Below are 22,765 nucleotides of genomic sequence, written 5' to 3'. Positions count from 1 at the left end.
GATCACCACTTCCCCGGCCGGCCCGGCGGACGGCGCCGGCGCGGCCACGGAGCCCTCGGTCTCGGTGGTCATCTGCGTGTACACCGAGGACCGCTGGGACGACATCGTCGCCGCGGTGGCCTCGGTGCGCGAGCAGTCCCGGCCCGCGCTGGAGACCCTGGTGGTCGTGGACCACAATCCGGCCCTGCTGCGGCGGCTCGCCAAGCACTTCGGGGACGACGGCTGTGCCGGGGACGGGGTGCGGGTGCTCGCCAACGCGGGCCCCCGCGGCCTGTCCGCGGGCCGCAACACCGGCATCGAGGCCTCGTCCGGCGAGGTCATCGCCTTCCTCGACGACGACGCCGTCGCCGAGCGCGACTGGCTGCGGCACTTCGCGGAGGGCTACGCCGACCCGCGGGTGATGGCCGTGGGCGGCCGCACCCAGCCGGTGTGGGAGTCCCGGCGGCGGCCCGCCTGGTTCCCCGAGGAGTTCGACTGGGCCGTCGGCTGTACGTACCGGGGGCTGCCGCCCGGCAGGGTGCGGGTCCGCAACGTCCTCGGGGGCAACGCCTCCTTCCGCCGGTCGGCCTTCGAGCTGGCCGGCGGGTTCGCCTGCGGCATCGGCCGCGACGGCGACCGGCTGCCGCTGGGCTGCGAGGAGACGGAGCTGTGCATCCGGCTGACCCGGGCCATGCCCGAGGCGGTGCTGCTGATCGACGACCGGTCGGTCATCCACCACCGGGTGCCCGCGGCCCGCGAGCGCTTCCGCTACCTGTGGACCCGCTCGTACGCCGAGGGCCTGTCCAAGGCCCTGGTGTCGCAGAGCGTGGGGGCGCAGGCCGGACTGGCCTCGGAGCGCCGGTACACCACGCGGGTGCTTCCCGCCGGGGTCGCCCGGGGGGTGCGCGACGCCCTGCTGGGCAGGCCCGGCGGGGCGGGCCGGGCCGGGGCGATCCTGGCCGGGGTGACGGCCGCGGCCGGGGGCTATGCGGTGGGCACCCTCCGGGCCCGCCGCAGCGGCAGCCGGTACGCGGTGGCGGCGACACAGGAGCCGGCCGGGCCGAGACCTCCGGCAGAGGAGGCCGGCGCATGAGCGCGTCCCGGGTCCCGATACTGATGTACCACGCGGTGGCGCACGCTCCTGCGCGCGCCACCTACGGTCTGTCGGTCTCGCCGCACGCGTTCGCGCGGCAGATGCGGCTCCTGGCCGACCGCGGGTTCCACCCGCTGACGGCCGAGGAGCTGGCCACGGCGTGGCGCTCCGGCTCCGGGCTGCCCCGGAAGCCGGTGCTGATCACGTTCGACGACGGCTACGAGGGCGTGCACCGGCACGCCCTGCCCGCGCTGGCGGAGCACCGCTTCCGCGCCACGCTGTTCGCCTCCACCGGCTGGCTCCGCGGCCCGCACGACACCGGGGGCGCGCTCGATCTGATGCTGAGCTGGGGCCAGGTCAAGGAGCTGGCGGCCTCGGGAATGGAGATCGGCGGGCACAGCCACACGCACCCGGAGCTGGACCAGCTCCCGGACGACCAGCTGTGGTTCGAGGTGCTGAAGTGCCGCGAGGTGCTGGCCACGGAGCTGGGGCGCGCACCGGTCTCCTTCGCCTACCCCTACGGGTACTCCAGCCGCAGGGTCCGCCGCATCGTGCGGGCGGCGGGCTTCGGCATCTCCCTGGCGGTGGGCAACGGCCTGGCCGCCCGGCCCCAGGGGCCCTACGCCCTGGAGCGGGTGACGGTGCGGCGCTCGACGGGCATCGCCGAGTTCGAGCGGCTCGTGGAGGGCCGGGGCGTGGGGCGGATCTTCGCCCGGGACCGGACGCTCACCAAGGGCTACGCCCTCTACCGCAGAACCCGTCAGGTCGTCAGGAAGGCAACCGAAACCCGTGTCTGACACGTCCACCCGAACCGAGGAGCGGGAGACGGAGGGACCGGCCGGCCGCAGGCTGCGGCTGCCGGGGCGGGGCGGCGGCAGCCCGCTGTTCCGCAACGCCTTCGCGCTGATGCTCAACACGGGCATCAGCGCCGTCCTCGGGCTCGGGTACTGGCTGATCGCCGCCCGGTACTACACGGAGGAGGCGGTCGGCCAGGGCTCGGCGGCCATCGCCGCGATGAAGCTCCTGGCGGGGCTCACCGCGGTGACCCTGACCGGGGGGCTTGCGCGGTTCATCCCGGTCGCCGGGCGGACGACGGGCAAGCTCGTCTTCCGGACGTACGCGGGCAGCTCGCTGCTCGTCGCGTCCGCGGCGTGCGTCTTCCTGCTCACCCTGGGCTCCTGGGGGCCCTCGTACCACTTCCTGAACGGCTCGCTCAACGGCCTGGGATTCGTCGCCGCCGTCATCGCCTGGTCGGTGCTCACCCTGCAGGACGGAGTGCTGACCGGCCTGCGCCGCGCCCTGTGGGTCCCGGTGGGCAACACCGTCTTCTCGGCCGTGAAGCTCGCCCTGCTGGTGGCGCTGGCGGCGACGCTGCCCACCTCCGGCGTGTTCGTGTCGTGGGTGGTCTCGATCGCCGTGTCGGTGCTGCCGCTGGGCTGGCTGGTCTTCCGCCGTCTGGTGCCCCGGCACGTGGCCGCCACGGAAGCGGTCGCGCGGCCGGCCTCGTACCGGGAGATGGGCCGCTTCCTCGCCGGGGACTACACGGGGTCGCTGTTCTCCCTGGCCGTGGTCTACCTGGTGCCGGTGATCATCGCCTCCCAGGTCAGCTCCGAGGACAACGCGTACTTCTACATCACCACCACCATCGGCGGCACGGTCAACCTGCTCGCCATCAACATGGGCGCGTCGCTGACGGTGGAGGGCTCGCACGACCCGGCGCGGCTGGCGGAGAACTGCCGGGCGGCGCTGCGCCGGATGGCCACGATCATGGTGCCGGTCTGTCTGCTGCTGTTCCTCCTCGCGCCGTACATCCTGCGCGTCTTCGGCCCCGGCTACGCCCAGGCGGCCACTCCGCTGCTGCGCTGGTTCGCGGTGGGCGCGGCGCTGCGCGTGGTGATGGAGGTCTACTTCGCGGTGCTGCGGGCGCAGAGCCGGACGGCCGGACTGGCCTATCTCCAGGGGCTGCTGTGCGTGCTGGTGCTGGGGCTGACGCTGGTGCTCCTGCCGCGCATGGGGCTCACGGGTGCGGGGGTGGCCGAGATCTGCAGCCTGGCCGTCATCGTCTCCATCTCGGCGGTCAAGCTCCGCCGGATACTGCGCGCGGCCCGGCCGGAGCCCGCGGCCTACGCCCCCGACGTGGCTCCGGACGGCGATCTGGCCGACCTGGCGGTCCGCGGTGACCGGCGAGACGCCCCGCGCACCGAGCCCCGCGGGCTCCGGCGCGGGGCCCGGCACGGCATCACCCGTGGCTTAGGAGGTGAGGGCGAGCAGGAGCCCGGGGAGAGAGACGGCGGCGCCTACGGCACCCGCTGGGCGCTGCGCGCCGCGCTCGACGCCGACACGATGCCGCTGGGCGTGCGGCTGGACTTCGACCACTTGGAGAGGCGCCCTGATCTCCGGCACACCCCGGAGGCAGTCGTCGTGTCCCACTCCGTCTCCCCGGCCGCGTCCCAGGCGGCCTCCGAGCAGCCCGTCGCGGCGCCCGCACGGGAGAAGGCCGCACAGGACAAGCCCGCGCACGAGAAGGCCGCGCAGGGGAAGGCCTCCGCTCCCCTGGGCCCGGCGCCGTGGTGGAGCGGCCCCGAGGCGATGGTCTGGCTGCTGCTCGCGGCCGCCCTCACGCTGTACTGGCTGCCGCTGGTGGGCGTCGGCGAGCTGGTGCTGGACCGCATGGGCGGGCTCGGCCTGGTCTCCGTGCTGCCCGCGGCGACGCTGGCGGGCGCGGCGCTGCTGGTCGTCTCCTTCGTGGCCGCGCTGCGGCTGGACGGGCAGCGGCGCCGGCTGCTCACGGCCGTGCTGCTGCTGACGGTGATCTCCCTGCACGCCCTGCCTGCGGTGCTGGAGGACCAGCCGCGCTTCGCGACGGCCTGGCAGCACCTGGGCTTCCTGGACTTCATCGACCGCACGGGCGTGGCGGCGCCGGACCTGGACGCCCGCTGGAGCTGGCCCGGCTTCTTCGCCCTGATGGCGTTCGCCGCGAAGGCGGCCGGCGTGAGCGACCTCACCGAGGTGCTGCGCTGGTGGCCGACGGCGATCCAGCTGCTGTGCCTGGCGCCGCTCGCGCTGCTGCTGCGGGCCGTGCGCGCGGGGTGGCGGGCGAAGTGGACGGCGGCCTGGCTGTTCGTGCTGTGCGGCTGGGTGGGGCAGGACTACTTCTCGCCCCAGGCGCTCAACTACTTCTTCTACCTGCTGTTCGCCGCGGTGCTGCTGGTGTGGTTCCGCTGGCCCCGGCAGCTGCGCGGCACGCTGCTCCCGGGCGAGGCGGAGCCGCAGCCGGCCGGCCGGAGGGCGCAGGGCGCGCTGCTGGCCGTGGTCATCGTGCTGTTCGCGGCGTCGGTGGCCAGCCACCAGCTGACGCCGTTCGTGATGCTGGGGGTGCTGACCGCCCTGGTGGTCACCCGCCGCTCCACGCTGCGCGGGCTGCCGCTGCTGTGCGGGGTGATGCTGATCGTGTGGGTGGGCTTCCTGGCGGAGCCCTACTGGTCGGGCCATTTCGACGAGCTGTTCGGCGGCCTGGGCTCCCTGGGCGGCAATGTCTCCTCGTCGGTGTCGGGCCGGATCGAGGGCGGCAGCCCCGTCCACAAGCTGGTGCTCTACGCCCGGGTGGTGCTCGCGGGCGGGGTGCTGTCCTTCGCCGCGATCGGCTGGTGGCGCCGCCGCCGTGCGGGGATCGGCGACGTGGCCCTGCTGGTGCTGACCGGGGTGCCCTTCCTGGCCTTCGGCATGCAGTCCTACGGCGGCGAGGTGGCCCTGCGGGTCTTCCTCTTCGCCCTGCCGGGCGCGTGCGTCCTGGCGGCGCTCGCGCTGTTCCCGCAGGCCACGGAGCGGCCCGGCCGCCCGGTCCTCGCGCCGGTGGCCGCGCTGCTGGCGGGCCTGGTCCTGATCTTCGGCTTCCTGGTGGCCCGCTGGGGCAACGAGTCCTTCGAGCGGGTGCGGCCCGGCGAGGTCGCCGCGATGGACTACGTGTACGCGCACGACGAGCCGACCGTACGGCTGCTGTGGATGAGCAGCGACCCCTCGAAGAACGTCACCCCCGCCATGCCGTGGGGAGCCCGGGACATGGAGCGGGTGCACTACGACGCGACGCTCGCCCCGCGTGATCCGGCCCGCGTGGACGATCTGGTCACCGCGCTCCGCAAGGCCGGTCCCCGGGCGTATCTGATGGTCAACCGTGGCCAGTCGGTCTATCTCGAACTCGACGCAGGCTATGCGGCGGACTGGGACTCCCGGATGCGGTTCACGCTGGACGGCCGGCCGGAGCTGCGGCGCGTGCTCGTCAACGACGATGCGGCCTTGTACGAGCTGAAGGACAGGCCGGCGGGTGAGGCCCCGCAGCCCCGGCCGGGCCCGGCGGGCCCCCGGGTGACGTGGACGCCGGTGTCGGTGATCGGCGGTCTGGCGGCCGTGGCGCTGCTGGTGCTGCTGGCGGCGCGGGAGGTGCTGCGGGTCGTGGCCCGGCCGGGGGTGCGTCAGCTGCGCTGGCTGCAGGGGTCGTACTGGTTCGCGCTGCCGCTGCTGCTGGTCCTGCTGGCGTCGCTGGTGCACCGCTTCGCGACGATGTCGTGAAGCGGGCGCCGTAGCCCGTTCCGGCGGGGGTCAGCCGGTCCAGCGGATCTCGTTGGGCGCGAGGTCCAGGCTGTCGCCGTCGACCTCGACGGTCAGCCGGCGGTCCTGCATGTTGACGACGAGGACGGTGCTGCCCGAGGCGAGGGCGGCCACGGCGTCGCGGTTGTCCCCCGTGACCTCCGGGGTGCGCAGCTGCGCGCCGGGCGGGAAGGCCTTCCCGAAACGGGACAGCAGGTCCAGCATGGGCAGCCCGCCCCCGCCGTCCTTCAGTTCGGTGCTGCGCCACAGACAGCCGGGGCAGTCCTCGCCCGTCTTCTCCGGGTTCCAGTAGAAGGCCGTGGAGACGCCCGACCGGGCGAAGTGCATCAGCGTCGTGGCGTGGACGGCGGTGCGGTGCGGCTCGGTCCAGGACTTGCGGTCGTCGTTGGCGTCGGCGGGCTCCACGTACCACTCGGACCACCACACCGGCAGGTCGAAGGTCTTGCGCAGCCACGTGGTCACGTCGGCGAACTTGCGGGTCGCGGCGAACTCGTCGGGGAAGAGCTTGCTGTCCTCGCGGGTGTAGCTGGCACCGTCGACGACGAGGAAGTCGGCGCCCCTCTTGTGGGCGTTCCAGTACTTGAGGGCGTCGACGGCCCGCTGGTCGACCGAGCCCCAGGGCCCGCGCAGGGACGAGGCGTTGGAGGAGGAGCCGGGCGGATTGCTGTCCATGCTGATGTACGGGCCGCCGACGAGGTTGGCCCTGTTCTGCTTCTTCAGCTCCGCGTGGACCAGGTTGTACAGCTCGGTGTAGCCCTCGTAGTTCCAGCGGTTGCGGCCGTCGTCGTAGAAGCCCTTGAACTCGTTCCAGACGATGAAATGACGAACGTCCGGATAGCGCTTGGCGATGACGCCGGCCAGCTTGGCGAAGTCCTTGTAGTGGGCGCGGTCGGGCGCCTTCTCCAGGGACTTCAGCGACCAGTCGGTGCGCTCCCCGCCGCCCTTCATCCAGTCGGGCGCGCAGCACAGGGTGAGCACGGGGGTCCGGCCGGTCCTGCGCATGTGGGCGACGCGGCGGTCGAGATCACCGAAGTTGTACACACCGGGCCTCGGCTCGGGGTTGTCTACGCCCCAGCCCATGATGTGCTGGTTCTGCGGCATGCGGGAGCCGGTGAGCAGCCCGGCCGCGGTCCGCCGGGCGGCGTCGTCGCCGCGGTCGGCGCTGTACTGGGTGTGGGTGAAGCCCCAGCCGAGCTCGAGCGCCTCTCTGTCCCCGTTCGCGCCGTCCGGCCAACCATCCCCTCCCGTCTGCCGGCCGGTCGTCCAGAGGACGAGCAGCAGGGCGAGCGCGACCGCGCCGGCCGCGAGCAGCAGCACGGCGAACCGCCACCGCCCGGCCCGCCGCCACCCGGCCTGCCAAAACGTCCGACTCACACCACGTCGTCCCATCACGGGCAAGCGTATCCGCGGCCGAAACGATGTGCGGCGCCTTCCGGGCGAACGTGGACGGGTGTTGCGGATCCGGTCGTGAAACAGGGGAAAACCTGGGTGCGCAAGGGCTCTCCGTGCCGGATCATGGGCCCATGTGTGCCGACCGCCGACCCAGCGCCAGGAGGCAGGCCCTGCCCACCGACCCGGACTTCACTCCGACCGAGAAATCGCTGCCCATCCGTCTCAACGTGGACGACAGCGACTCGCCGTCCGACGTCATCGACGCCCTCTTCCTGGGCCGGTTCGCCACCGGCGAGCAGCCGTACGCGCACAGCCGCTCCGTGGACCGCGTGAAGTCCGGGGCCACGCTCCTGCCGCCCGCGGGCCACGTGGTGCGCTCCGCACGCGACGACGACCGCAGCGCGACCCTGGCCGAGGGCGACGGCTGGACGCTGCTGATCTCCCGCTGGAACCGGGGTGCGGACGTCTCCGTCACGGCCATCAGCGACGAACTGGCCAAGAAGGTGCTCAGCCAGGCCGTGGAGGGCGCGGAGGACGAGCCCGAGCCGCAGCCCGAGCACGTGACCATGGGCTTCTGGTACGTCTCGCCGCGGCGCGGCCCGCACCGGACGACCCGCCAGATCTCCGCCGGCACGTGGGAGGAGGTCCGGCCCAACTACACCGCGCGCGTCGCGGACGCCATGGACCGGCTGATGAAGATCACCCCGGATGACATCGCGGGCCGGCTGCTCCTCCTGCACGGCCCGCCCGGCACCGGGAAGACCTCCGCCCTGCGCACGCTCGCGCGGTCCTGGCGGGACTGGTGCCAGGTGGACTGCGTGCTGGACCCCGAGCGGCTCTTCAACGACGTCGGCTATCTGATGGACATCGCCATCGGCGAGGACGACGGCGGCTCCAAGGGCCGCTGGCGGCTGCTGCTCCTGGAGGACTGCGACGAGCTGATCCGCGGCGAGGCCAAGCACACGGCGGGCCAGGCCCTGTCGCGGCTGCTGAACCTCACGGACGGGCTGCTCGGGCAGGGCCGCAACGTCCTCGTCGGCGTCACCACCAACGAGGACCTGGAGCGGCTGCACCCCGCCGTGGTGCGGCCGGGCCGCTGCCTGGCCCGCATCGAGGTGGGCCCGCTCAGCCGCGCGGAAGCCGTGGGCTGGCTGGGCACGGACCAGGGAGTGGGCCGCGAGGGCGCGACGCTCGCGGAGCTGTTCGCCTTGCGGCGCGGCAGCGGGCCGGCGTCGGTGCCACCGCAGCACGACGGGGCGGATGCGGGGTTGTATCTGTGACGCCCCCGCCTTGACACGCCTCATGGCCTCCGGCCGGGGTGGTTCCGGCACCGCCGGTCCGCCACGCGGTGGCTGAGCGCCGCTGCGGCGGGGGTCTTCGGCGGGCCCTTGTCGTGGCGGCGATGCGCCGTGGCGGAGGCCCGGCCTTCGTCGGCACCTCCCCCAGCCGGCCGCACGCTCTCTCTGTCCGCCGCAGCGGCGGCAGGCCACGACGGCGTGGCCCGGCGGTGCCGTGCCGGTCGTCGGCCCGGGTGGCCTAACCGTAGACCGCGCGGAGGGCTTCTTCCGCTGCGGCGCGGGCCGCCTCGTGGTCCAGGCCCAGGCGGTGCGCGCGCTGCGCGAAGGCGGCGGCCGCGGCCGCGGCCTCGCGCGCCGCCGTGTCGCCGGGCGCGGCGACGAACGTGCCGTTGCGCCCCCGCGTCTCGATGATCCCGTCGGCCTCCAGTGCGCGGTAGGCCTTGGCGACGGTGTTCGCGGCGAGGCCCAGTTCCTCGGCGAAGCCGCGCACCGTCGGGAGCTTGTAGCCGCCGGGGAGTTCGCCGGAGCGGGCGCGTTCGGCGATCCGGGCGCGGATCTGCTCGTAGGGCGGCTCGGCCGCGTCCGGGTCGACGGTGATCTTCAGGGCCACGCTCGGACTCTACCGCTTCTCCCGCGGCTACAGCTCCAGCGCGGTGTCGTGCGTGCGCAGCCACGTGTCCAGGTTGAGGACGAGTTCGGTGGCGGAGCGGAAGGACTCGCCGGCGTCGTCGGCGAGGGAGTCGGCGACGGCCGCGGTGTCGAGCAGGGGCCGTACGGGCGCGTCCTCGTCGGCGAGGACCCGGGAGAGCTCGGCCCGCAGGGCGGCGGCGTAGCGGGGGTCCTGGATGCTGGGGTAGGGGCTCTTGACGCGATCGGCGACGACGTCCGGCAGGAGGTCGCGGGTGGCGGCGCGCAGGAGGGACTTCTCCCGGCCGTCGAAGGTCTTCATGGCCCAGGGGGTGTTGAAGACGTACTCGACGAGGCGGTGGTCGCAGAAGGGGACGCGGACCTCCAGGCCGACGGCCATGCTGGCCCGGTCCTTGCGGTCGAGGAGGAGCTGGACGAAGCGGGTCAGGTGCAGGTAGCCGATCTCGCGCATGCGGCGTTCCAGGCCGGTCTCGCCGGGCAGGCGGGGCACTTCGGCCAGGGCTTCGCGGTAGCGGGTGTCCTCGTGGCCGGCGAGGTCGAGCTTGGCGAGGAGGCCGCGGTCGAGGAGGGCGGAGCGGCCTCCGCTGTGCTCGCCGGCGAAGCGGTCGGCGGCTCCGGCGGAGGCCCAGGGGAAGGTGCCGGCGTGCACGTGGTCGGGGTTGTGGAACCACGAGTAGCCGCCGAAGACCTCGTCGGCGGACTCGCCGGACAGGGCGACGGTGGACTGTTCGCGGATGGCCTTGAAGAGCAGGTAGAGGGAGACGTCGCCGTCGCCGAAGCCGCTGATGGGCATGTCGCGGGCGGCGATGACGGCGTCGCGGTTGGCCTTGGCCATCAGGTCGGCGGCGTCGAGGACGATGTCGGAGTGGTGGGAGGCGACGTGGGCGGCGAGGGCGTGGGCGTAGGGGCCGTCGGGGGTGGGCCGCAGGGGGTCCGGGCGGAAGTTCTCGGTGTGGCCGGTGAAGTCGACCGAGAAGGAGCGGACGGGGCCGGCTCCGGCGTCGGCGAGGCCCTTGGCGGCGAGGGCGGTGATGGCGGAGGAGTCGAGGCCGCCGGAGAGCAGGGTGCACAGGGGGACGTCGGCGATGAGCTGGCGGCCGACGATGTCGTCGAGCAGGTCGCGCACGTGGCGGACGGTGGTCTTGAGGTCGTCGGTGTGCTCGCGGGCCTCCAGGGCCCAGTAGCGGCGCAGGATCAGGCCGCCGCGGCGGATGCGGGCGGTGTGGCCGGGGGGCAGCTCGTACATGCCCTTGTAGGCGGCGTGGCCGGGGGTCTTGGTGAAGGCGATGAGCTCGGCGAGGCCTTCGGCGTCGACGGCGGGGCGTACGGCGGGGTGGGCGAGGACGGCCTTGGGCTCGGAGCCGAAGAGGACGCCGTCGGGGGTGGGGTGGTAGTACAGCGGCTTGATGCCCATGCGGTCGCGGACGAGGAGGAGTTCCTCGGTGCGCGGGTCCCACAGGGCGAAGGCGTACATGCCGTTGAGGCGCTCGGTGAAGTCCTCGCCCCATTCGAGGTAGGCGTGCAGGACGACCTCGGTGTCGCTGCTGGTGCGGAAGGCGTGCCCGCGGCTCTCCAGCTCGGCCCGCAGCTCGCGGTAGTTGTAGACCTCGCCGCTGTAGGTGGTGACGAGCAGGGTGCGGCCGTCGCGTTCGACGCGCATGGGCTGGGCGCCGCCCTCGATGTCGATGACGGCGAGGCGGCGGTGGCCGAGGGCGGCGTGGGTGTCGAGCCAGGTGCCGCCGGCGTCGGGTCCGCGGCAGGCCATGGTGTGCGTCATCGCGTCGAGCGTGCCGCGCGCCGTCGTGAGGGCGGTGAGGTCCTGGTCGTAGGAGATCCATCCGGTGATCCCGCACATCGTTGCGTTCTCCCCTTTCGGTAGGCCGCCCCGGGTGCCCGGGGACGGCTGCTCCCCCGTGGGGTGCGGGCCCCGCCTCGGGGGCGGCGGGGTCCGCGGGGATCACGGTACGCCCATATAGATGCATTCACCATCCATGTAGGAGTAAAACGCCGGGAAACCAGTGGGAACCGGCCAACTCCCGCACCCCGCCGCCCGATCGCGGGCCCGCCGCCCGGGACGCGCTCAGGACAGGAAGCGGAAGGCGGGCGCCGGGTGCATCAGGAACTCGTGGTGCGAGATGTTCCAGGCGTACGCGCCCGCCATCGCGAAGGCGATCCGGTCCCCCGCCCGCAGCTCGGCGACCGGGACCGCCCGCGCGAGGACGTCCTTCGGGGTGCACAACTGCCCGCTGAGGGTGACCGGTTCGTCCAGGGCGGCCGGGCGCGGCCAGGGGCGCTCCCAGGTGTCGACGGACAGCACCGTGAAGGGGTGGTCGTGCCCCTTGGCCGCGGGGGTGCGCATGTGGTGGGTGCCGCCGCGGACGACCGCGAACGCCTCGCCGTGGCTGTGCCGGACGTCGAGGACCTCGGTGACGTACCAGCCGCAGTAGGCGGCCAGCGCGCGGCCGGGCTCGATGCGCAGGGTGTAGCCGGGGTGTGCGGCGGCGAGTTCGGCGAGGCCCGCTCCGTAGGCGGCCCAGTCGAAGCGGGTGTGCGGGCGGGCGTAGTCGACGGCCATGCCGCCGCCCACGTTCACCTCGTCCAGGCCGAGGCCGTGCCCGGTGTCCAGCTCGCGCGCCCAGGCCGTGACGCGGGCGGCGACGGCGAGCAGGGCGGGCGCGGGGAGCCCGCTGGCCAGGTGGGCGTGGATGCCGCGCAGCCGCAGCCGGGTGCCGCGCAGCAGGGGCAGGCACGCCTCGGCGCGGCGCGGGTCGAGGCCGAAGGGGCTGGGCCGGCCGCCCATGGCCAGGGCCGCGCCGGCCAGCTCGCCGTGCCCGGCGCGGCTCTCGCCGTCGCCCTCGCCCTCGCTCACGGGCAGGTTGACGCGCAGCAGGACGTCCACCGGCGCCGCGCCGGGGCGTTCGGCGGCCAGGGCGGCGAGCAGCCGCAGTTCGCTCTCGCTCTCCACGTGGATGCGCTCGGTCCCCAGGTCGAGGGCGAGCCGCAGTTCGGGCTCGGTCTTGCCGGGGCCGCCGAAGGCGAGCGGCAGGCCGGGGACGGCCTTGCGGACGTGGGCCAGTTCGCCGCCGGAGGCGACCTCGAAGCCGCTGACGTGCGGGGCGAGGGCCTGCAGGAGCTCGGGGGCGGGGTTGGCCTTGGCCGCGTAGTACAGCTCCGTCCCCGGCGGCAGGGCCGCGCGCACCTCGGCGGCGTGCCCGGCCAGGGCCGCCAGGTCGTAGACGTAGGCGGGCAGTTCCCCGCCGGGCAGGCCGGCGGCGTGCCGGGCGACACGGGGAAGGATCACTGTGCGGCGCTCCAGGTGGTCTCGGTGCGGGCGGCCGGGGTGAGGGCGGCCGTGGTGAAGGCGGACAGCAGGTCCGGCACCAGCGGCGAGGAGATGCGCACGTAGCCGGCGTCCCGGTCGGCCTTGCGCTCCCAGCGGGTGAGCAGGTTGGCCTTGGCGGGCAGCGGCACCCCGGCGACGAGGGCGCGCAGCAGCGGGGGGTTGCCGTGGGCGGCGGCGCGGTCGGCGAGGACGCGGCGGACGGCGGTCCACAGCTCGGGTTCGAGGCGGGGGTGGCGGTCGGCGAGGGCGGCGAGCATCTCGGCGACGTGGTTGACGATCAGGCAGTACACGACGCGGTCCCAGCCGCGTTCGCGGTCGTACGTCAGGGGCCGGGCCACGTCCGCGGGGAGCTCCGCGAGGGCCGCGGCGTGGTGGCCGGGGAGCAGCTTGGTGCCCTCCAGGTCGCGGAAGAGGACCTGTCGGGGCGTCCCGTCGGCGCCGACGCCGAGGACGACGTTCTGCAGGTGGGGTTCGAGGACGACGCCGTGGTCGAAGTAGGCCGCGAGCACCGGCGGGACGAGCAGCGCGAGGTAGGCCTTCCACCAGGCGAGGGCCTCCGCGCGGCCGCCGCCGCGCAGCAGTCCGCCGAGGTGGGCGCCGCCGGTGGGGTACTCGTCGGCGACGGCGGCGGCCAGCAGCCCGGTGACGCCGGGGGCGAGGCGGGCGCCGAGCCCTTCGCGGACGATGACGCCGAAGCCCTCGGCGAGTTCGCGGCTGCCGAGGTCGAGGGTGCGGTAGGCGGGTTCGCGCAGCAGGCCGGCGCCCGGGAAGCGGGCCGCGAGGTCGGCGGCGACGGGCTCCAGCAGGCGGGTGAGGGCGACGGCGCCGCTCAGCTCGTACTCGGCGTTCTTGCGCAGGCAGTTGGTGATGCGGATGTTGAGGCTGAACTTGAGGAAGTCCCGGCCGTCGTAGAGCGTCCGCACGGACGCGGTCGGCTCGAAGGGCTCGCCGCCGGGGCCCAGGTCGAGGACGTCGCCGCGGGCGACGGCGGCGCGCAGCACGGGGTGCTCGCGCAGCATCGCGTACTGCCAGGGGTGGGCGGGCAGCAGCCGGTAGCCGTCGGGGACGGGGCGCTGCCGGTCGAGGGCGGCGAGGGCCCCGTCGGCCGCGGCCTCCTGGCGCACGTGCTCGCGCCGCACGGCGAGGTGGTGCAGGGGGAAGCGGGCGCGGGCCTCGGGGGCGTAGCGGCCCCAGTCCTCGGGGGCGCCGGTGCGGGCCTTGGGGGTGGGGTGGAAGCGGTGGCCGAACAGCAGGGACTGCTCGGAGTCCATGTACGCGTCGGGGCCCGCCGCGCCGCGCGGGGCGGCGAGGGCCGCGGTGACGCCGGCGTGGCTGGCGGCCACCTGGCCGAGGAACTCCTCGTTGCGGACGCCGGTGCGCAGCTCCAGCTCGCGGTGGATGTGCTCGGCGAGCTCCTGCCACGTCAGCTCGGTCCAGGCGCCGTCGCGCTGGGTCCGGACGGGGCCGGCGAAGCGGTGCGCGCCGATCAGGGAGGCGCGCCGCAGCGCCACGCGGAGCAGGACGCCGCAGCGGGGCAGGCGCAGCAGCAGGTGGCCGTCGGTGACGGCGGTCTGGTGCTCGGGCCCGGAGACCTCGCGGAGCAGGCAGTTGAGCAGGGTGTGGGCGACCACGTGGTCGGCGGTGGCCACGCCGGGGAGGGCGGCGGCGGGTGCGGAGGACATTCAGCGGCTCCAGCGGGTGCGGAGGAGAGTGGGGGTGCTGATGACGGCCGTCAGGGCGGCGACGGCGGATCCTGCGACGGCGGGTGCGGCCGGGCCCCAGAGGCCGGTGGAGGCGGCGGCTGCCGCTCCGGCGACGACGGCTCCGGCCTTGGATATGAACTCCAGCGAGCCGAAGAGGCGGCCGGGCCCGCGGCCCCGGCTCGCCTCCGCGGCCAGTGCGGACAGGCTGACCAGGCCCAGCGTCATGCCGGCGCCCAGGAGCAGCCGCAGCACCACGAAGGAGGCGACGGTGTCGGCTCCCCAGTGCCCGGCGAGGGCGACGGCCACGCAGGCGAAGCCGGTGACGGCGCCGAGGTGCGGACGGTGGGCGACGGCGGTGTGGACGGGCTTGGCCAGCAGCAGGTAGCAGGCGTGCGGGAGGGCGAAGAGCGCGCCGCTCGCGGAGGGGCCGAGGCCCGGCAGCCGCTCGCCGACCAGGGTGATGAGGTACGGGTAGGAGATGACGGTGGCGAGGACGAAGGTGAATTCGAGGGCGTAGAGGGTGCGCAGCGGGCCCGGCGGCGGGCTCTCCGCCTCCGGGTCGGCGGGTGCGGGCGGCGCCGTGGGCGGCGGTTCGGGGAGGGCTGCCAGCATCAGGGCGGCGGCCAGCGGCAGCACGGCGAGGAGCGCGTACTGGCGGTGCGGGGAGAGCCAGGGCGTGAGGCCGCCGACGACGACGGGCGCGGCGACGAGCGCGAGGCGGGCGCTGCCCTGCATCAGGGTGAGCGCCCACGAGAGCCGCCGGCCGTCGAGGGAGGCGGCGAGGTAGCCGTTGGAGGCGGCGAAGGTGCCGCCGAGGACGCCCTGGAGGACGAGGGCGGCGGCGAAGGCGGGCAGGCTGTCGGCCAGCCCGGCGAGCAGGAAGGACAGGGCGAGGCCGAACTGGGCGCGCAGCAGGAGGCGCTTGCGGCCGTAGCGGTCGGCGAGCCGGCCCCACAGGGGTGCGCCGAGGGCGCCGAAGACGGTGGGGACGATGTAGAGCAGCCCGGCCCACCGGGCGCCGTGGTCGCCGAGGGCGGGCAGGATCTCGGTGAGGTAGGGCGGCAGGCCGAGGGCGGCGAACGACGCGACGAAGTAGCAGGCGGCGACGGCGTGGACCTGGCGGGTGCGCAGCACGGGCCGTTCCTCGCGGGTGCGGCCGTCCTGGAGTACGGCCGTCATCTTCCCGCTTCCCGCAGGTAGTTGGGCCCTTGGACGTAGTGCTTGTTGATGTCGGCCGCGCCCGAGCGCTCCTTGGTGAGCAGGGTGCCGGCGGTGACCATGGCCTTGACCGGCAGCCGGTCGGCGTCGAGGACGCGGGCGCGCAGCACGGCGGCGGCGCCGGGTGCGGTGCGGGCGGTGCGTTCGACGGCCTCGGCGAGCCGGTCGCGCAGGCGGGCGAGGAGCTCGCCGAGGGGGGCGCGGCCGAGCCGGGCGAGCTCGAAGAGGGGGGCGGCGGCGCAGAGGTGGACGGTGATGGTGGCGAACACGTCGGCCACGGGGCCGTCGCCGGCCACGAGGATGCGCCGGTCGTCGAAGCCCAGCAGGTCGGCGGCCTCCCCGCCGAGCCGGGCGGCCAGGCGCACGCCGTGCACGCGCGGCCCGTCGTTGTCCTTCAGCAGCAGCCGCATCCGGATCCGGCCGCCGGGGGCGTCCAGGACGAGAGAGGTGTTCTGCTGGTGGGACTCGAGCCCTATGCCGTACGAGAAGAGGGTGGTGTGCCAGTCCAGGAGGAGCGTGAGGTAGGCGTCGAGGAGGGCGGCGAGGGAGCCGTCGTAGTAGCGCTCGGCGAGTTCGTCGGCGACGAGGGAGCCGCCGGGGGTGCGGGCGAGGAGCGCGGCGACGGGAAGGACGTGGGCGTCCTGCAGGCCGGTGGGGTAGCGGCGGGCGAGGACGGCGAGGAGTTCGTGGTCGGACTGCAGGTGGGTGCGCTCGTCGGCGAGGAGGATCCGCCCGGCGAAGCGCGGCTCGTGGGCCATGACCTCTTCGAGGAGGCGCTGGCCGGTCTCGCCGTCGAGGAGGGTGCCGGGCTTGATGGTGCGCCGGTTGCGCAGGCCCAGGGTCGCGGTGGCGAGGGGCAGTTTGAGGTGGACGGCGGGGTCGTCGGCGACGGCGACGGTGCGGGTGGAGAGGGTGGGCAGCACCTCCAGCCAGGGCTTCTCGGCGAAGCGGGCGGATCCGCCGAGCCCGGCCTCGCGCAGGGCCGCGTCGAGGGGGCCGGCCGCGGTGAGCGGGTGGACGGGCAGGGCGACGTGGGTGGCGTCCAGCCCGCTCAGGCCGAGCCCGGCGGGGGTCGGCCACCAGGAGGGCAGGCCCGAGCGGTCGCCGCGCACGGCACCGTGCGGGAGGGCGAGCCAGCGCAGGGTGAACGAGGGGTGGAACTCGGGCGCGTACGCGCGTAGTTCATCTTCACTGAGGCCGGCGCGGGAGCGGCCGGTGGGGTAGACGGGGTGGTCTCGGTAGGCGGCGAGGGTGTCGTAGGCGAGGGAGCCGCCCGGGCCCGTCCAGCCGTCGGTGCGCTGTCCGTAGGTCTCCGCCAGGTGCGAGGTGACGCCGTCGCGGACGCGGTCGTGCAGGCGGGCGGCGGCCAGCGCCTCCTCGCACTCGGCGAGGAAGGCGTCGTAGCCGGCCCGGTCCTCCGGGGGCACCGCGGCGCCCAGCCGGGTGAGGACGGGGCGCAGCCCGGTGAGGACGCCGTCGTCCGTCTCGACGAACGGTTCGCGCGCCCGGACCTCGCACTGGAAGCCGTCGGGGCCTACGGGCAGCAGGACGGCCCCGTCCGCGGTGCGCAGGTGGAGCCAGTCGCCGTCGGGGCGGTGCTCGGTGAGGGCGTGGCGGCGCAGCCCGTAGGCGTCCTCGCGGAGCAGGGTGCTGAGGACGCGCTGCAGGAGGTCGTCCTCCACCACGTCCGTGCTGGTCAGGCTCATGACATGATCTCCCAGCGCTGTGCGGCCAGGAACGCGTCGACTTCCCGGTCGATCCGGCCCTGGTCGGTGCCGGTCGCCCTGATGACGCCGAGGTAGTCGCGGTTGGTGCCATGGAGCGGGTGCGCCTCGCCGGTTCCGCGCAGCGGGCGGTAGACCAGCCGTACGCCGTCGCGCTCGATGTCGCTCGCCGGGGGGGCTTTTTCGAGCGTACCCCCGCGGTCCGCGCAGACATACTCCACGCGCAGCCGCCCGTCAGGTCGCGCGCCGAGGTCCGCGGGCAGCGGCTCGCCCAGGTGGGTGCGCAGGACGTGCTCGAAGAGGGGGACGCCGAGGGCGTCGGCGAGGGCGAGGTCGCACTGGTCGCCGATGGCGCGGTAGTTGACCTCGATGATGCGGGCGAGGGAGCCCTGGGTCACGTACTCGGTGTGACAGGCGCCGAAGCCGACGCCGAGGGCGCGCAGCTGGGCGAGCACCTGTTCCGTGTGCGGCTGCGGCGGCGCGGGCAGCAGGTCGAGGCGCTCCTCGATGAAGTGCGGCAGCGGGGACAGGCGGGTGCGGAAGGAGGCGAGGGCGTGCAGGGTGCTGCCGTCGCCGAGCGTCTCCAGGGTGTGCAGCTCGCCTTCGAGGTACTCCTCCACGAGGAGGGAGGCGCCGGGCCTGCGGGTGCGGATGTCGTGGCAGTGGCGGACGAGGGACGCCTCGTCCTCGGCGAGCACGACGTCCTCGCTGGCCACGCCCTCGCGCGGCTTGACGACGCAGGGGAAGGGCAGGCCCAGGTCCGCGAGCCGGCCGGGCAGGCCCTCCGGCTCGTCGCCGGGGGCGAGTTCGGCGGAGCGGACGGTGTCGGCGCCGGCCTCGGCGAGGCGGCGGCGCAGCTGGGCCTTGTTCTTGGCGTCGAGGGCGGAGCGCCAGTCCTTGCCGGGCAGGCCGAAGTAGTCGGCGGCCAGGGCGGCCTGGGGCTGGAGGTGGTCGCTGTTGGTGAAGACGCCGTCGGGGCGGGCCTGCCGGCCGAGCGCGGAGATCCGGGCGACGACCTCGCGGAAGTCGGTGACGTCGCAGCCGAGGACGGAGAGTTCGGGGAGTTTGCCGCCGTCGGCGACGCTCTGCTCGTACGCGCGGCGGTGGGCGGCGGGCTGGTCGGTGAGGAGGGTGACCTCGAGTCCGAGGCGGGCGGCCGCGGGCAGGAAGCCGAGGGTGACGGAGTCGGTCGGGTTCAGGGCGAGGAGGTGGAGCCGCACGGGAGCGCCTTTCGACAGGCTGCGGGGGGGGCGGTGGTGCGTGGGGGGCGTGGGAGGGGCGCCGCCGGGCCGTTGAGGAGGGGTGACGGCCCGGCGGCGGGTCCGGGGAACGGGGTACTGCCGGCGGCCGGGACCGGGGTGAACCGGCCCCGTGGACCGGCTACTTGGGGGCGTCGACGCCGGCGGCCTTGGCGATGTCGTCCACGACACGGTTGGCGGCCTGGATGCCGATGCCGGACATCCACGTCTCGTCCGGCACCTGGAAGACCTTGTCGTTCTTGACGGCGCCGAGGCCCTTCCACAGCGGGTTGTCCTGGACGGCGCTCTGCTGGGTCTTCTCGGGGTCGTCGGCGACGGTGACGAAGACGAGGTCGGCGTCGGCCTTGTCGATCTGCTCCGGCGAGACGTCCGTCATCGGGGCGTCGACGTCCTGCGAGGCGGGGCGGCGCAGGCCGGTGTCGGAGAGGACGATGCCGCTGAAGGAGGCCTTCTGGTAGAGGCGCGTGGGACCGGCGACGAAGCGGACGACGGACGCGGTCGGCATCGTGCCGTTGTTCTTCTTCTTGATCTCCTCGCCGAGGGCCTTGGCGCGCTTCTCGTACGCGCTCATGGCCGTCTCCGCCTCCTTCTCCAGGCCGAGGGCCTTGGCGTGGACCTTGAGGTTCTCCTTCCAGGGCGCGCCGGTGGTCTCGGTGAAGACGGTCGGGGCGACGGCCTTGAGGCGGTCGTAGACCTTGGCGTGGCGGACCTTGGAGGACAGGATCAGGTCGGGCTTGAGGGAGATGATCCGCTCGATGTTCGGCTCGGCCATCGGGCCGACGTCCTTGGTGTTCTTCGTCTTCGCCGACAGGTACTGCGGGAAGCCGCCCTCGGTCTTCATGTGGGGGGAGACCGCGCCGACGGGCTCGATGCCGAGCATGGTGACGTCGTCGAGTTCGCCGGTGTCGAGGACGACGACGCGCTTCGGCTTCTGCTTGATCTCGGTGGTGCCCATGGCGTGGGTGATCGAGCGCGGGAAGCCGGTGTCGCCCGCGGCCTTGCCCTCGTCCTTCGCCTTCTCGTCGCCGCCGCACGCGGCGAGCACGGCCGTGCCGATGATCACGGCGAGGAGCGCGGCGAGCGCCCTGCGCAGCCGGTGGAGGGGTGGTCTGAGGTGGGAGGTCACGGCGGGCTCCAGTCTGAGCGGTAGGGGAGGGACGGGCGTGGGGGGTGGGGGCTTGGGGGGTGGGGGCTTGGGGCCGAGGGTCCTGCGGGTGCGGGGTGGGCCTCAGGCGGCGGGCGGGCCGGGGGCGCGCCGTCTTCCGGAGCGGGCCCGGGGGACGACCAGGGGCGTGCCGGTCTCCGGATCGGGGACGACCCGGCACTCCACCTGGAAGACCTCCTCGACGAGTTCGGCGGTGAGGACGTCGGCCGGCGGGCCGGCGGCGGCCGGTCTGCCGTCGCACATGACGACGAGGTGGTCGGCGTACCGCGCCGCCTGGCCGAGGTCGTGCAGGACCATCACGACGGTGCGGCCGGCCTCGGTGTTGAGCTCCTCGACCAGGTCGAGCACGTCGAGCTGGTGGCGCAGGTCGAGGAAGGTGGTGGGCTCGTCGAGGAGGAGCAGGGGCGTGTCCTGGGCGAGGGCGAGGGCGATCCAGGCGCGCTGCCGCTGGCCGCCGGAGAGCTGGTCGACCGGGCGGTCGCGCAGGACGTCGGTGCCGGTACGGGCGAGGGCCTCTTCGACGGCGGCCTGGTCGGCCTTGGACCAGGGGGTGAGCATGCGCTGGTGCGGGTAGCGGCCGAGGCGTACGAGCCCCTCGACGGTGACGCCTTCCGGGGCCAGGGCCTGCTGCGGGAGCAGACCGAGGCGGCGGGCGAGGGCCCGGGCGGGCATGCGGTGGATGTCGGCGCCGTCGAGGGTGACGGTCCCGGCGGTCGGAGCCAGCAGACGGGCGAGTCCGCGCAGGAGGGTGGACTTGCCACAGGCGTTGGGTCCGACGACGGCGGTGACGGCACCACCGGGGACGGCGAGGTCGACGCCGTCGACGACGGTGCGCCCCGCGTAGCCGAGCCTGAGCCGGTGGGCGACGAGGCTGTGGGGGGCCGTGGGGCGGGCGGGGGTCGGCGCCGGTCCTCGGCCGTGAGCCTCCGCGGCGCCCGGGGCGGCAGCGGGACCGGCAGCGGCCGCGGTGCCGTTGGCGGTCGCCGGACCGTGGGCCGTCGCGATGCCCCGGGTCGCAGCAGGACCGTCGGCGGCCGCGGCGGAGCCGGGCGTGGCCGTGGGGCCGGGGGTGGTTGGGCGGGCGTCGCTCATCGGGTGGTGCTCCCTGCGGTGGGCTTGAGTTGGCGCAGCATCAGCACGAGCAGCCAGGGGGCCCCGAGCGTGGCGGTGACGACCCCGACGGGCAGGCCGTGGACGGGCAGCAGGTGCAGGACGACGAGGTCGGAGGCGAGCAGCAGTACGGCGCCGCCGAGCGCGGTGAGGACGAGCGAGCCGGCCGTCGGGGGTCCGGCCAGGAACCGCACGATGTGCGGTACGGCCAGGGCGACGAAGCCGACGGGCCCGGTGAGGGCGGCGGCGACGGACGCCAGGAGGACGGCGAGCAGGAGGAGCTGGAGGCGGGCCGCGTTCGGGGCGATCCCGAGCCCGCCGGCGGACTCGTCGCCGAGGTCGAGGACGGCGAGCCTGCGGTGGCCGGCGAGGGCGAGCACGACGCCGGTCAGGACGAGCGCGCCGCCGGTGCCCGTCTCGGTCCAGGTGCGGCCGTAGACCGAGCCGGTGGTCCACTGCAGCGCGTCCGCGGCCAGTTCGGCGGGGAACCGGACGATGAAGAGGTTCACGACCGCGGCGAGGCCCTGCTGCACGGCGAGGCCGACGAGCACGATGCGGGTGACGGTGACGCCGCCGCGCCAGGAGAGCACGGCGAGCAGCAGGGCCGCCAGCATGCCGCCGCCGAGCGCTCCGGCCGGGGTGAGGGCGGCCGGGGCGCCGGTGGCCAGGATGGCGACGGCACCGAGGGAGGCGCCGCCGGTCACGCCGATCACGTCCGGGGAGGCGAGCGGGTTGCGCAGCACGCGCTGCATCAGCGTCCCGGCGACGGCGAGCCCGGCACCGGCCACGATCGCGGCGACGGCGCGGGGCGCGCGCAGCTCCTGAACGAGCATCACGTCGGCGCTGTCGCCGAGGCCCACGAGGGCTTGCAGCGCGTCCAGGGGCGGCACGCGGACTTCGCCCGCGCTGAGGCCCAGGGCGAGGAGGACCGCGAGGAGGAGGACGGCCGCGGCGGAGAGGAGGGCGATGCGGCGGCGCTGCCGGGCGAGGGCGGATCCGCTCGCGCCGGGGCGGTGCGGGAGGAGCGCCCGGGCGGGCGCGGGGACCGGGACCCCGACCCGGACCGGGGCCGGGGCCGGGGCCGGGACCGGGACCGGGTGCGCTTCCGGCCGCGGCCCGGTGTCGTACGCGCCCTGCATCCGCTCGCTCATCAGGTCGCCTTCCGTGCGAGGAAGGCCAGCATCGGGGCGCCGAGGAAGGCCGTGACGATGCCGACCTCGAGCTCCGTGGGGGCCAGGACGACCCGGCCGGCGATGTCGGAGCCGAGGAGCAGCAGCGGACCGGCGACGAGGCAGCCCGGGACGAGCCAGCGGTGGTCCGCGCCGAGGATCTTGCGGACGAGGTGCGGGGCGGCGAGCGCCACGAAGGACAGCGGGCCCGCGACGGCGACGGACGACGCCGCGAGCAGCACCACGGCCAGCCCGCCCGCGGCGCGGACCCTGGCGACCGGCACGCCCAGCGCCTGCGCGGTCTCGTCGCCGAGGGCGAGGGCGTTGAGCGCGGGCGTGATGGCGAGGGCCAGCACGAGACCGGCGAGGAGGGGTGCGAGGACGGGCAGCAGGATGTCGGTCTGCCGCCCGGCGAGCGAACCGGCCAGCCAGAAGCGGGCCTCGTCCAGCGTGCGGTGGCTCGCCAGCATGACCGCGGAGGTCCATGCGCTGAGGACGGCGGCCAGCACGGTTCCGCCCAGCGCGAGCCGTACGGGGTCGAGTTCGCCGGCGTGGCGGGCGAGCGCGAGCACGGCGACGGTGGCGAGTGCGGCACCCCCGAAGGCGAACCACAGGTACTCCACGGGGCGGGTGAGACCCAGCGCGTAGATGGCGGTGACGACCGCGAAGCTCGCCCCGGCGTTGATGCCGAGGGTGGTGGGCGAGGCCAGGGGGTTGCGGGTGACGCCCTGGGCGACGGCTCCCGCGACTCCGAGCGCCGCGCCGACGACGAGGCCGATAACGGTCCGCGGGACGCGCAGCCCGGTGACGACCAGGCCGTCGCGTCCGGCGTCGTCCCCGGCCAGCGCGTGCCACACGGTGGCCAGGGGCACCGGGCGTGAGCCCGCGGCGAGGCTGAGCGCCGCGCACGCGGCGAGCGCGGCCACGCCTGCAAGGAGCAGGGCGGCCCGGCGAATCGGAGCCGCACGCCCGACGGCGGGCGCGACGGCTCCTGGAGCGGTCTCGTTCACGGAGGAGACCCTAGGTTAGGTAAGGCTTACCTTGTCAATTCTGGATGGT

At 74.7% G+C, this 22,765-nt stretch carries 16 protein-coding genes; 4 read left to right on the top strand and 12 right to left on the bottom strand.

All coding sequences use genetic code 11. From position 1 onward, the window contains the following. Position 1: 1 nt before the first annotated feature. Genes ACFPP6_RS28210 through ACFPP6_RS28200 form a run of 3 tightly spaced genes read left to right on the top strand, consistent with a single transcriptional unit; the run spans position 2 to position 5,638 of the window. A complete protein-coding gene (locus ACFPP6_RS28210; RefSeq protein WP_382048221.1) occupies positions 2-1,072 on the top strand; it encodes a glycosyltransferase family 2 protein in 1,071 nt (356 codons plus the stop codon). Further along, positions 1,069-1,869, top strand: coding sequence for a polysaccharide deacetylase family protein (locus ACFPP6_RS28205; RefSeq protein WP_382048059.1), 801 nt, complete (start codon positions 1,069-1,071; stop codon positions 1,867-1,869). Before ACFPP6_RS28210 ends, ACFPP6_RS28205 begins: the two co-directional genes overlap by 4 nt. Further along, positions 1,862-5,638, top strand: coding sequence for a lipopolysaccharide biosynthesis protein (locus ACFPP6_RS28200; RefSeq protein ID WP_382048056.1), 3,777 nt, complete (start codon positions 1,862-1,864; stop codon positions 5,636-5,638). Before ACFPP6_RS28205 ends, ACFPP6_RS28200 begins: the two co-directional genes overlap by 8 nt. 30 nt (positions 5,639-5,668) lie before the next feature. On the opposite strand, the gene ACFPP6_RS28195 is transcribed toward ACFPP6_RS28200, so the two are convergent. After that, a complete protein-coding gene (locus tag ACFPP6_RS28195) occupies positions 5,669-7,066 on the bottom strand; it encodes a xylan 1,4-beta-xylosidase (protein ID WP_417802174.1) in 1,398 nt (465 codons plus the stop codon). A 134-nt stretch (positions 7,067-7,200) separates the two neighbouring features. On the opposite strand from ACFPP6_RS28195, the gene ACFPP6_RS28190 reads away from it, so the two are divergent. Then, entirely contained in the window at positions 7,201-8,349 is a 1,149-nt protein-coding gene (locus ACFPP6_RS28190) for a DUF5925 domain-containing protein (RefSeq protein WP_382048050.1), read from the top strand. A gap of 256 nt (positions 8,350-8,605) precedes the next feature. Here the strand turns inward: ACFPP6_RS28190 and ACFPP6_RS28185 are convergent, their stop codons facing one another. The 11 genes from ACFPP6_RS28185 to ACFPP6_RS28135 all read right to left on the bottom strand — a co-directional run bounded on the left by ACFPP6_RS28185 (position 8,606) and on the right by ACFPP6_RS28135 (position 22,716). Next, a complete protein-coding gene (locus ACFPP6_RS28185) occupies positions 8,606-8,977 on the bottom strand; it encodes a GntR family transcriptional regulator (RefSeq protein WP_382048047.1) in 372 nt (123 codons plus the stop codon). Positions 8,978-9,004: 27 nt separating this feature from the next. After that, positions 9,005-10,870, bottom strand: a complete 1,866-nt coding sequence (gene asnB, locus ACFPP6_RS28180) for an asparagine synthase (glutamine-hydrolyzing) (RefSeq protein WP_382048044.1) — start codon at positions 10,868-10,870, stop codon at positions 9,005-9,007. Positions 10,871-11,095: 225 nt separating this feature from the next. Then, positions 11,096-12,316: an alanine racemase gene (locus ACFPP6_RS28175; RefSeq protein ID WP_382048041.1), complete on the bottom strand. Its 1,221-nt coding sequence runs from the start codon at positions 12,314-12,316 to the stop codon at positions 11,096-11,098. After that, complete coding sequence (locus ACFPP6_RS28170; RefSeq protein ID WP_382048038.1) at positions 12,313-14,040, bottom strand: IucA/IucC family protein; 1,728 nt, start codon at positions 14,038-14,040, stop codon at positions 12,313-12,315. Before ACFPP6_RS28170 ends, ACFPP6_RS28175 begins: the two co-directional genes overlap by 4 nt. Continuing rightward, positions 14,041-15,240: an MFS transporter gene (locus ACFPP6_RS28165; protein WP_382048035.1), complete on the bottom strand. Its 1,200-nt coding sequence runs from the start codon at positions 15,238-15,240 to the stop codon at positions 14,041-14,043. Beyond that, positions 15,237-16,985 (bottom strand): IucA/IucC family protein, encoded by a 1,749-nt coding sequence (locus ACFPP6_RS28160; RefSeq protein ID WP_382048032.1) that lies wholly within the window; start codon positions 16,983-16,985, stop codon positions 15,237-15,239. Before ACFPP6_RS28160 ends, ACFPP6_RS28165 begins: the two co-directional genes overlap by 4 nt. After that, positions 16,982-18,223, bottom strand: a complete 1,242-nt coding sequence (locus ACFPP6_RS28155) for an ATP-grasp domain-containing protein (RefSeq protein WP_382048029.1) — start codon at positions 18,221-18,223, stop codon at positions 16,982-16,984. Before ACFPP6_RS28155 ends, ACFPP6_RS28160 begins: the two co-directional genes overlap by 4 nt. Positions 18,224-18,383: 160 nt before the next feature. Beyond that, positions 18,384-19,388, bottom strand: coding sequence for an ABC transporter substrate-binding protein (locus tag ACFPP6_RS28150; protein WP_382048027.1), 1,005 nt, complete (start codon positions 19,386-19,388; stop codon positions 18,384-18,386). 102 nt (positions 19,389-19,490) lie between these two features. Further along, a complete protein-coding gene (locus ACFPP6_RS28145; RefSeq protein ID WP_382048024.1) occupies positions 19,491-20,519 on the bottom strand; it encodes an ABC transporter ATP-binding protein in 1,029 nt (342 codons plus the stop codon). After that, on the bottom strand, positions 20,516-21,688 hold the full coding sequence (locus ACFPP6_RS28140; RefSeq protein WP_382048021.1) for a FecCD family ABC transporter permease: 1,173 nt from the start codon (positions 21,686-21,688) through the stop codon (positions 20,516-20,518). The genes ACFPP6_RS28145 and ACFPP6_RS28140 overlap by 4 nt, the downstream gene beginning before the upstream one ends. Beyond that, positions 21,688-22,716 (bottom strand): FecCD family ABC transporter permease, encoded by a 1,029-nt coding sequence (locus ACFPP6_RS28135; RefSeq protein WP_382048018.1) that lies wholly within the window; start codon positions 22,714-22,716, stop codon positions 21,688-21,690. The genes ACFPP6_RS28140 and ACFPP6_RS28135 overlap by 1 nt, the downstream gene beginning before the upstream one ends. Between the last annotated feature and the right edge of the window lie 49 nt (positions 22,717-22,765).

The organism is Streptomyces aureoversilis (genome assembly GCF_042657885.1).
Classification (GTDB): domain Bacteria; phylum Actinomycetota; class Actinomycetes; order Streptomycetales; family Streptomycetaceae; genus Streptomyces; species Streptomyces aureoversilis.
Note: the sequence above shows the minus strand (reverse complement) of the source record. Positions and strands in the feature narration are given on the sequence as shown.

Excerpts from the sequence above, each read along its gene's own strand:
- ACFPP6_RS28170 (WP_382048038.1), bottom strand. The coding sequence starts at position 14,040 with ATGTCCTCCGCACCCGCCGCCGCCCTCCCCGGCGTGGCCACCGCCGAC.
- ACFPP6_RS28195 (WP_417802174.1), bottom strand. The coding sequence starts at position 7,066 with ATGGGACGACGTGGTGTGAGTCGGACGTTTTGGCAGGCCGGGTGGCGG.
- ACFPP6_RS28160 (WP_382048032.1), bottom strand. The coding sequence starts at position 16,985 with ATGAGCCTGACCAGCACGGACGTGGTGGAGGACGACCTCCTGCAGCGC.
- ACFPP6_RS28190 (WP_382048050.1), top strand. The coding sequence starts at position 7,201 with ATGTGTGCCGACCGCCGACCCAGCGCCAGGAGGCAGGCCCTGCCCACC.
- ACFPP6_RS28165 (WP_382048035.1), bottom strand. The coding sequence starts at position 15,240 with ATGACGGCCGTACTCCAGGACGGCCGCACCCGCGAGGAACGGCCCGTG.
- ACFPP6_RS28145 (WP_382048024.1), bottom strand. The coding sequence starts at position 20,519 with ATGAGCGACGCCCGCCCAACCACCCCCGGCCCCACGGCCACGCCCGGC.
- asnB (WP_382048044.1), bottom strand. The coding sequence starts at position 10,870 with ATGTGCGGGATCACCGGATGGATCTCCTACGACCAGGACCTCACCGCC.
- ACFPP6_RS28205 (WP_382048059.1), top strand. The coding sequence starts at position 1,069 with ATGAGCGCGTCCCGGGTCCCGATACTGATGTACCACGCGGTGGCGCAC.
- ACFPP6_RS28140 (WP_382048021.1), bottom strand. The coding sequence starts at position 21,688 with ATGAGCGAGCGGATGCAGGGCGCGTACGACACCGGGCCGCGGCCGGAA.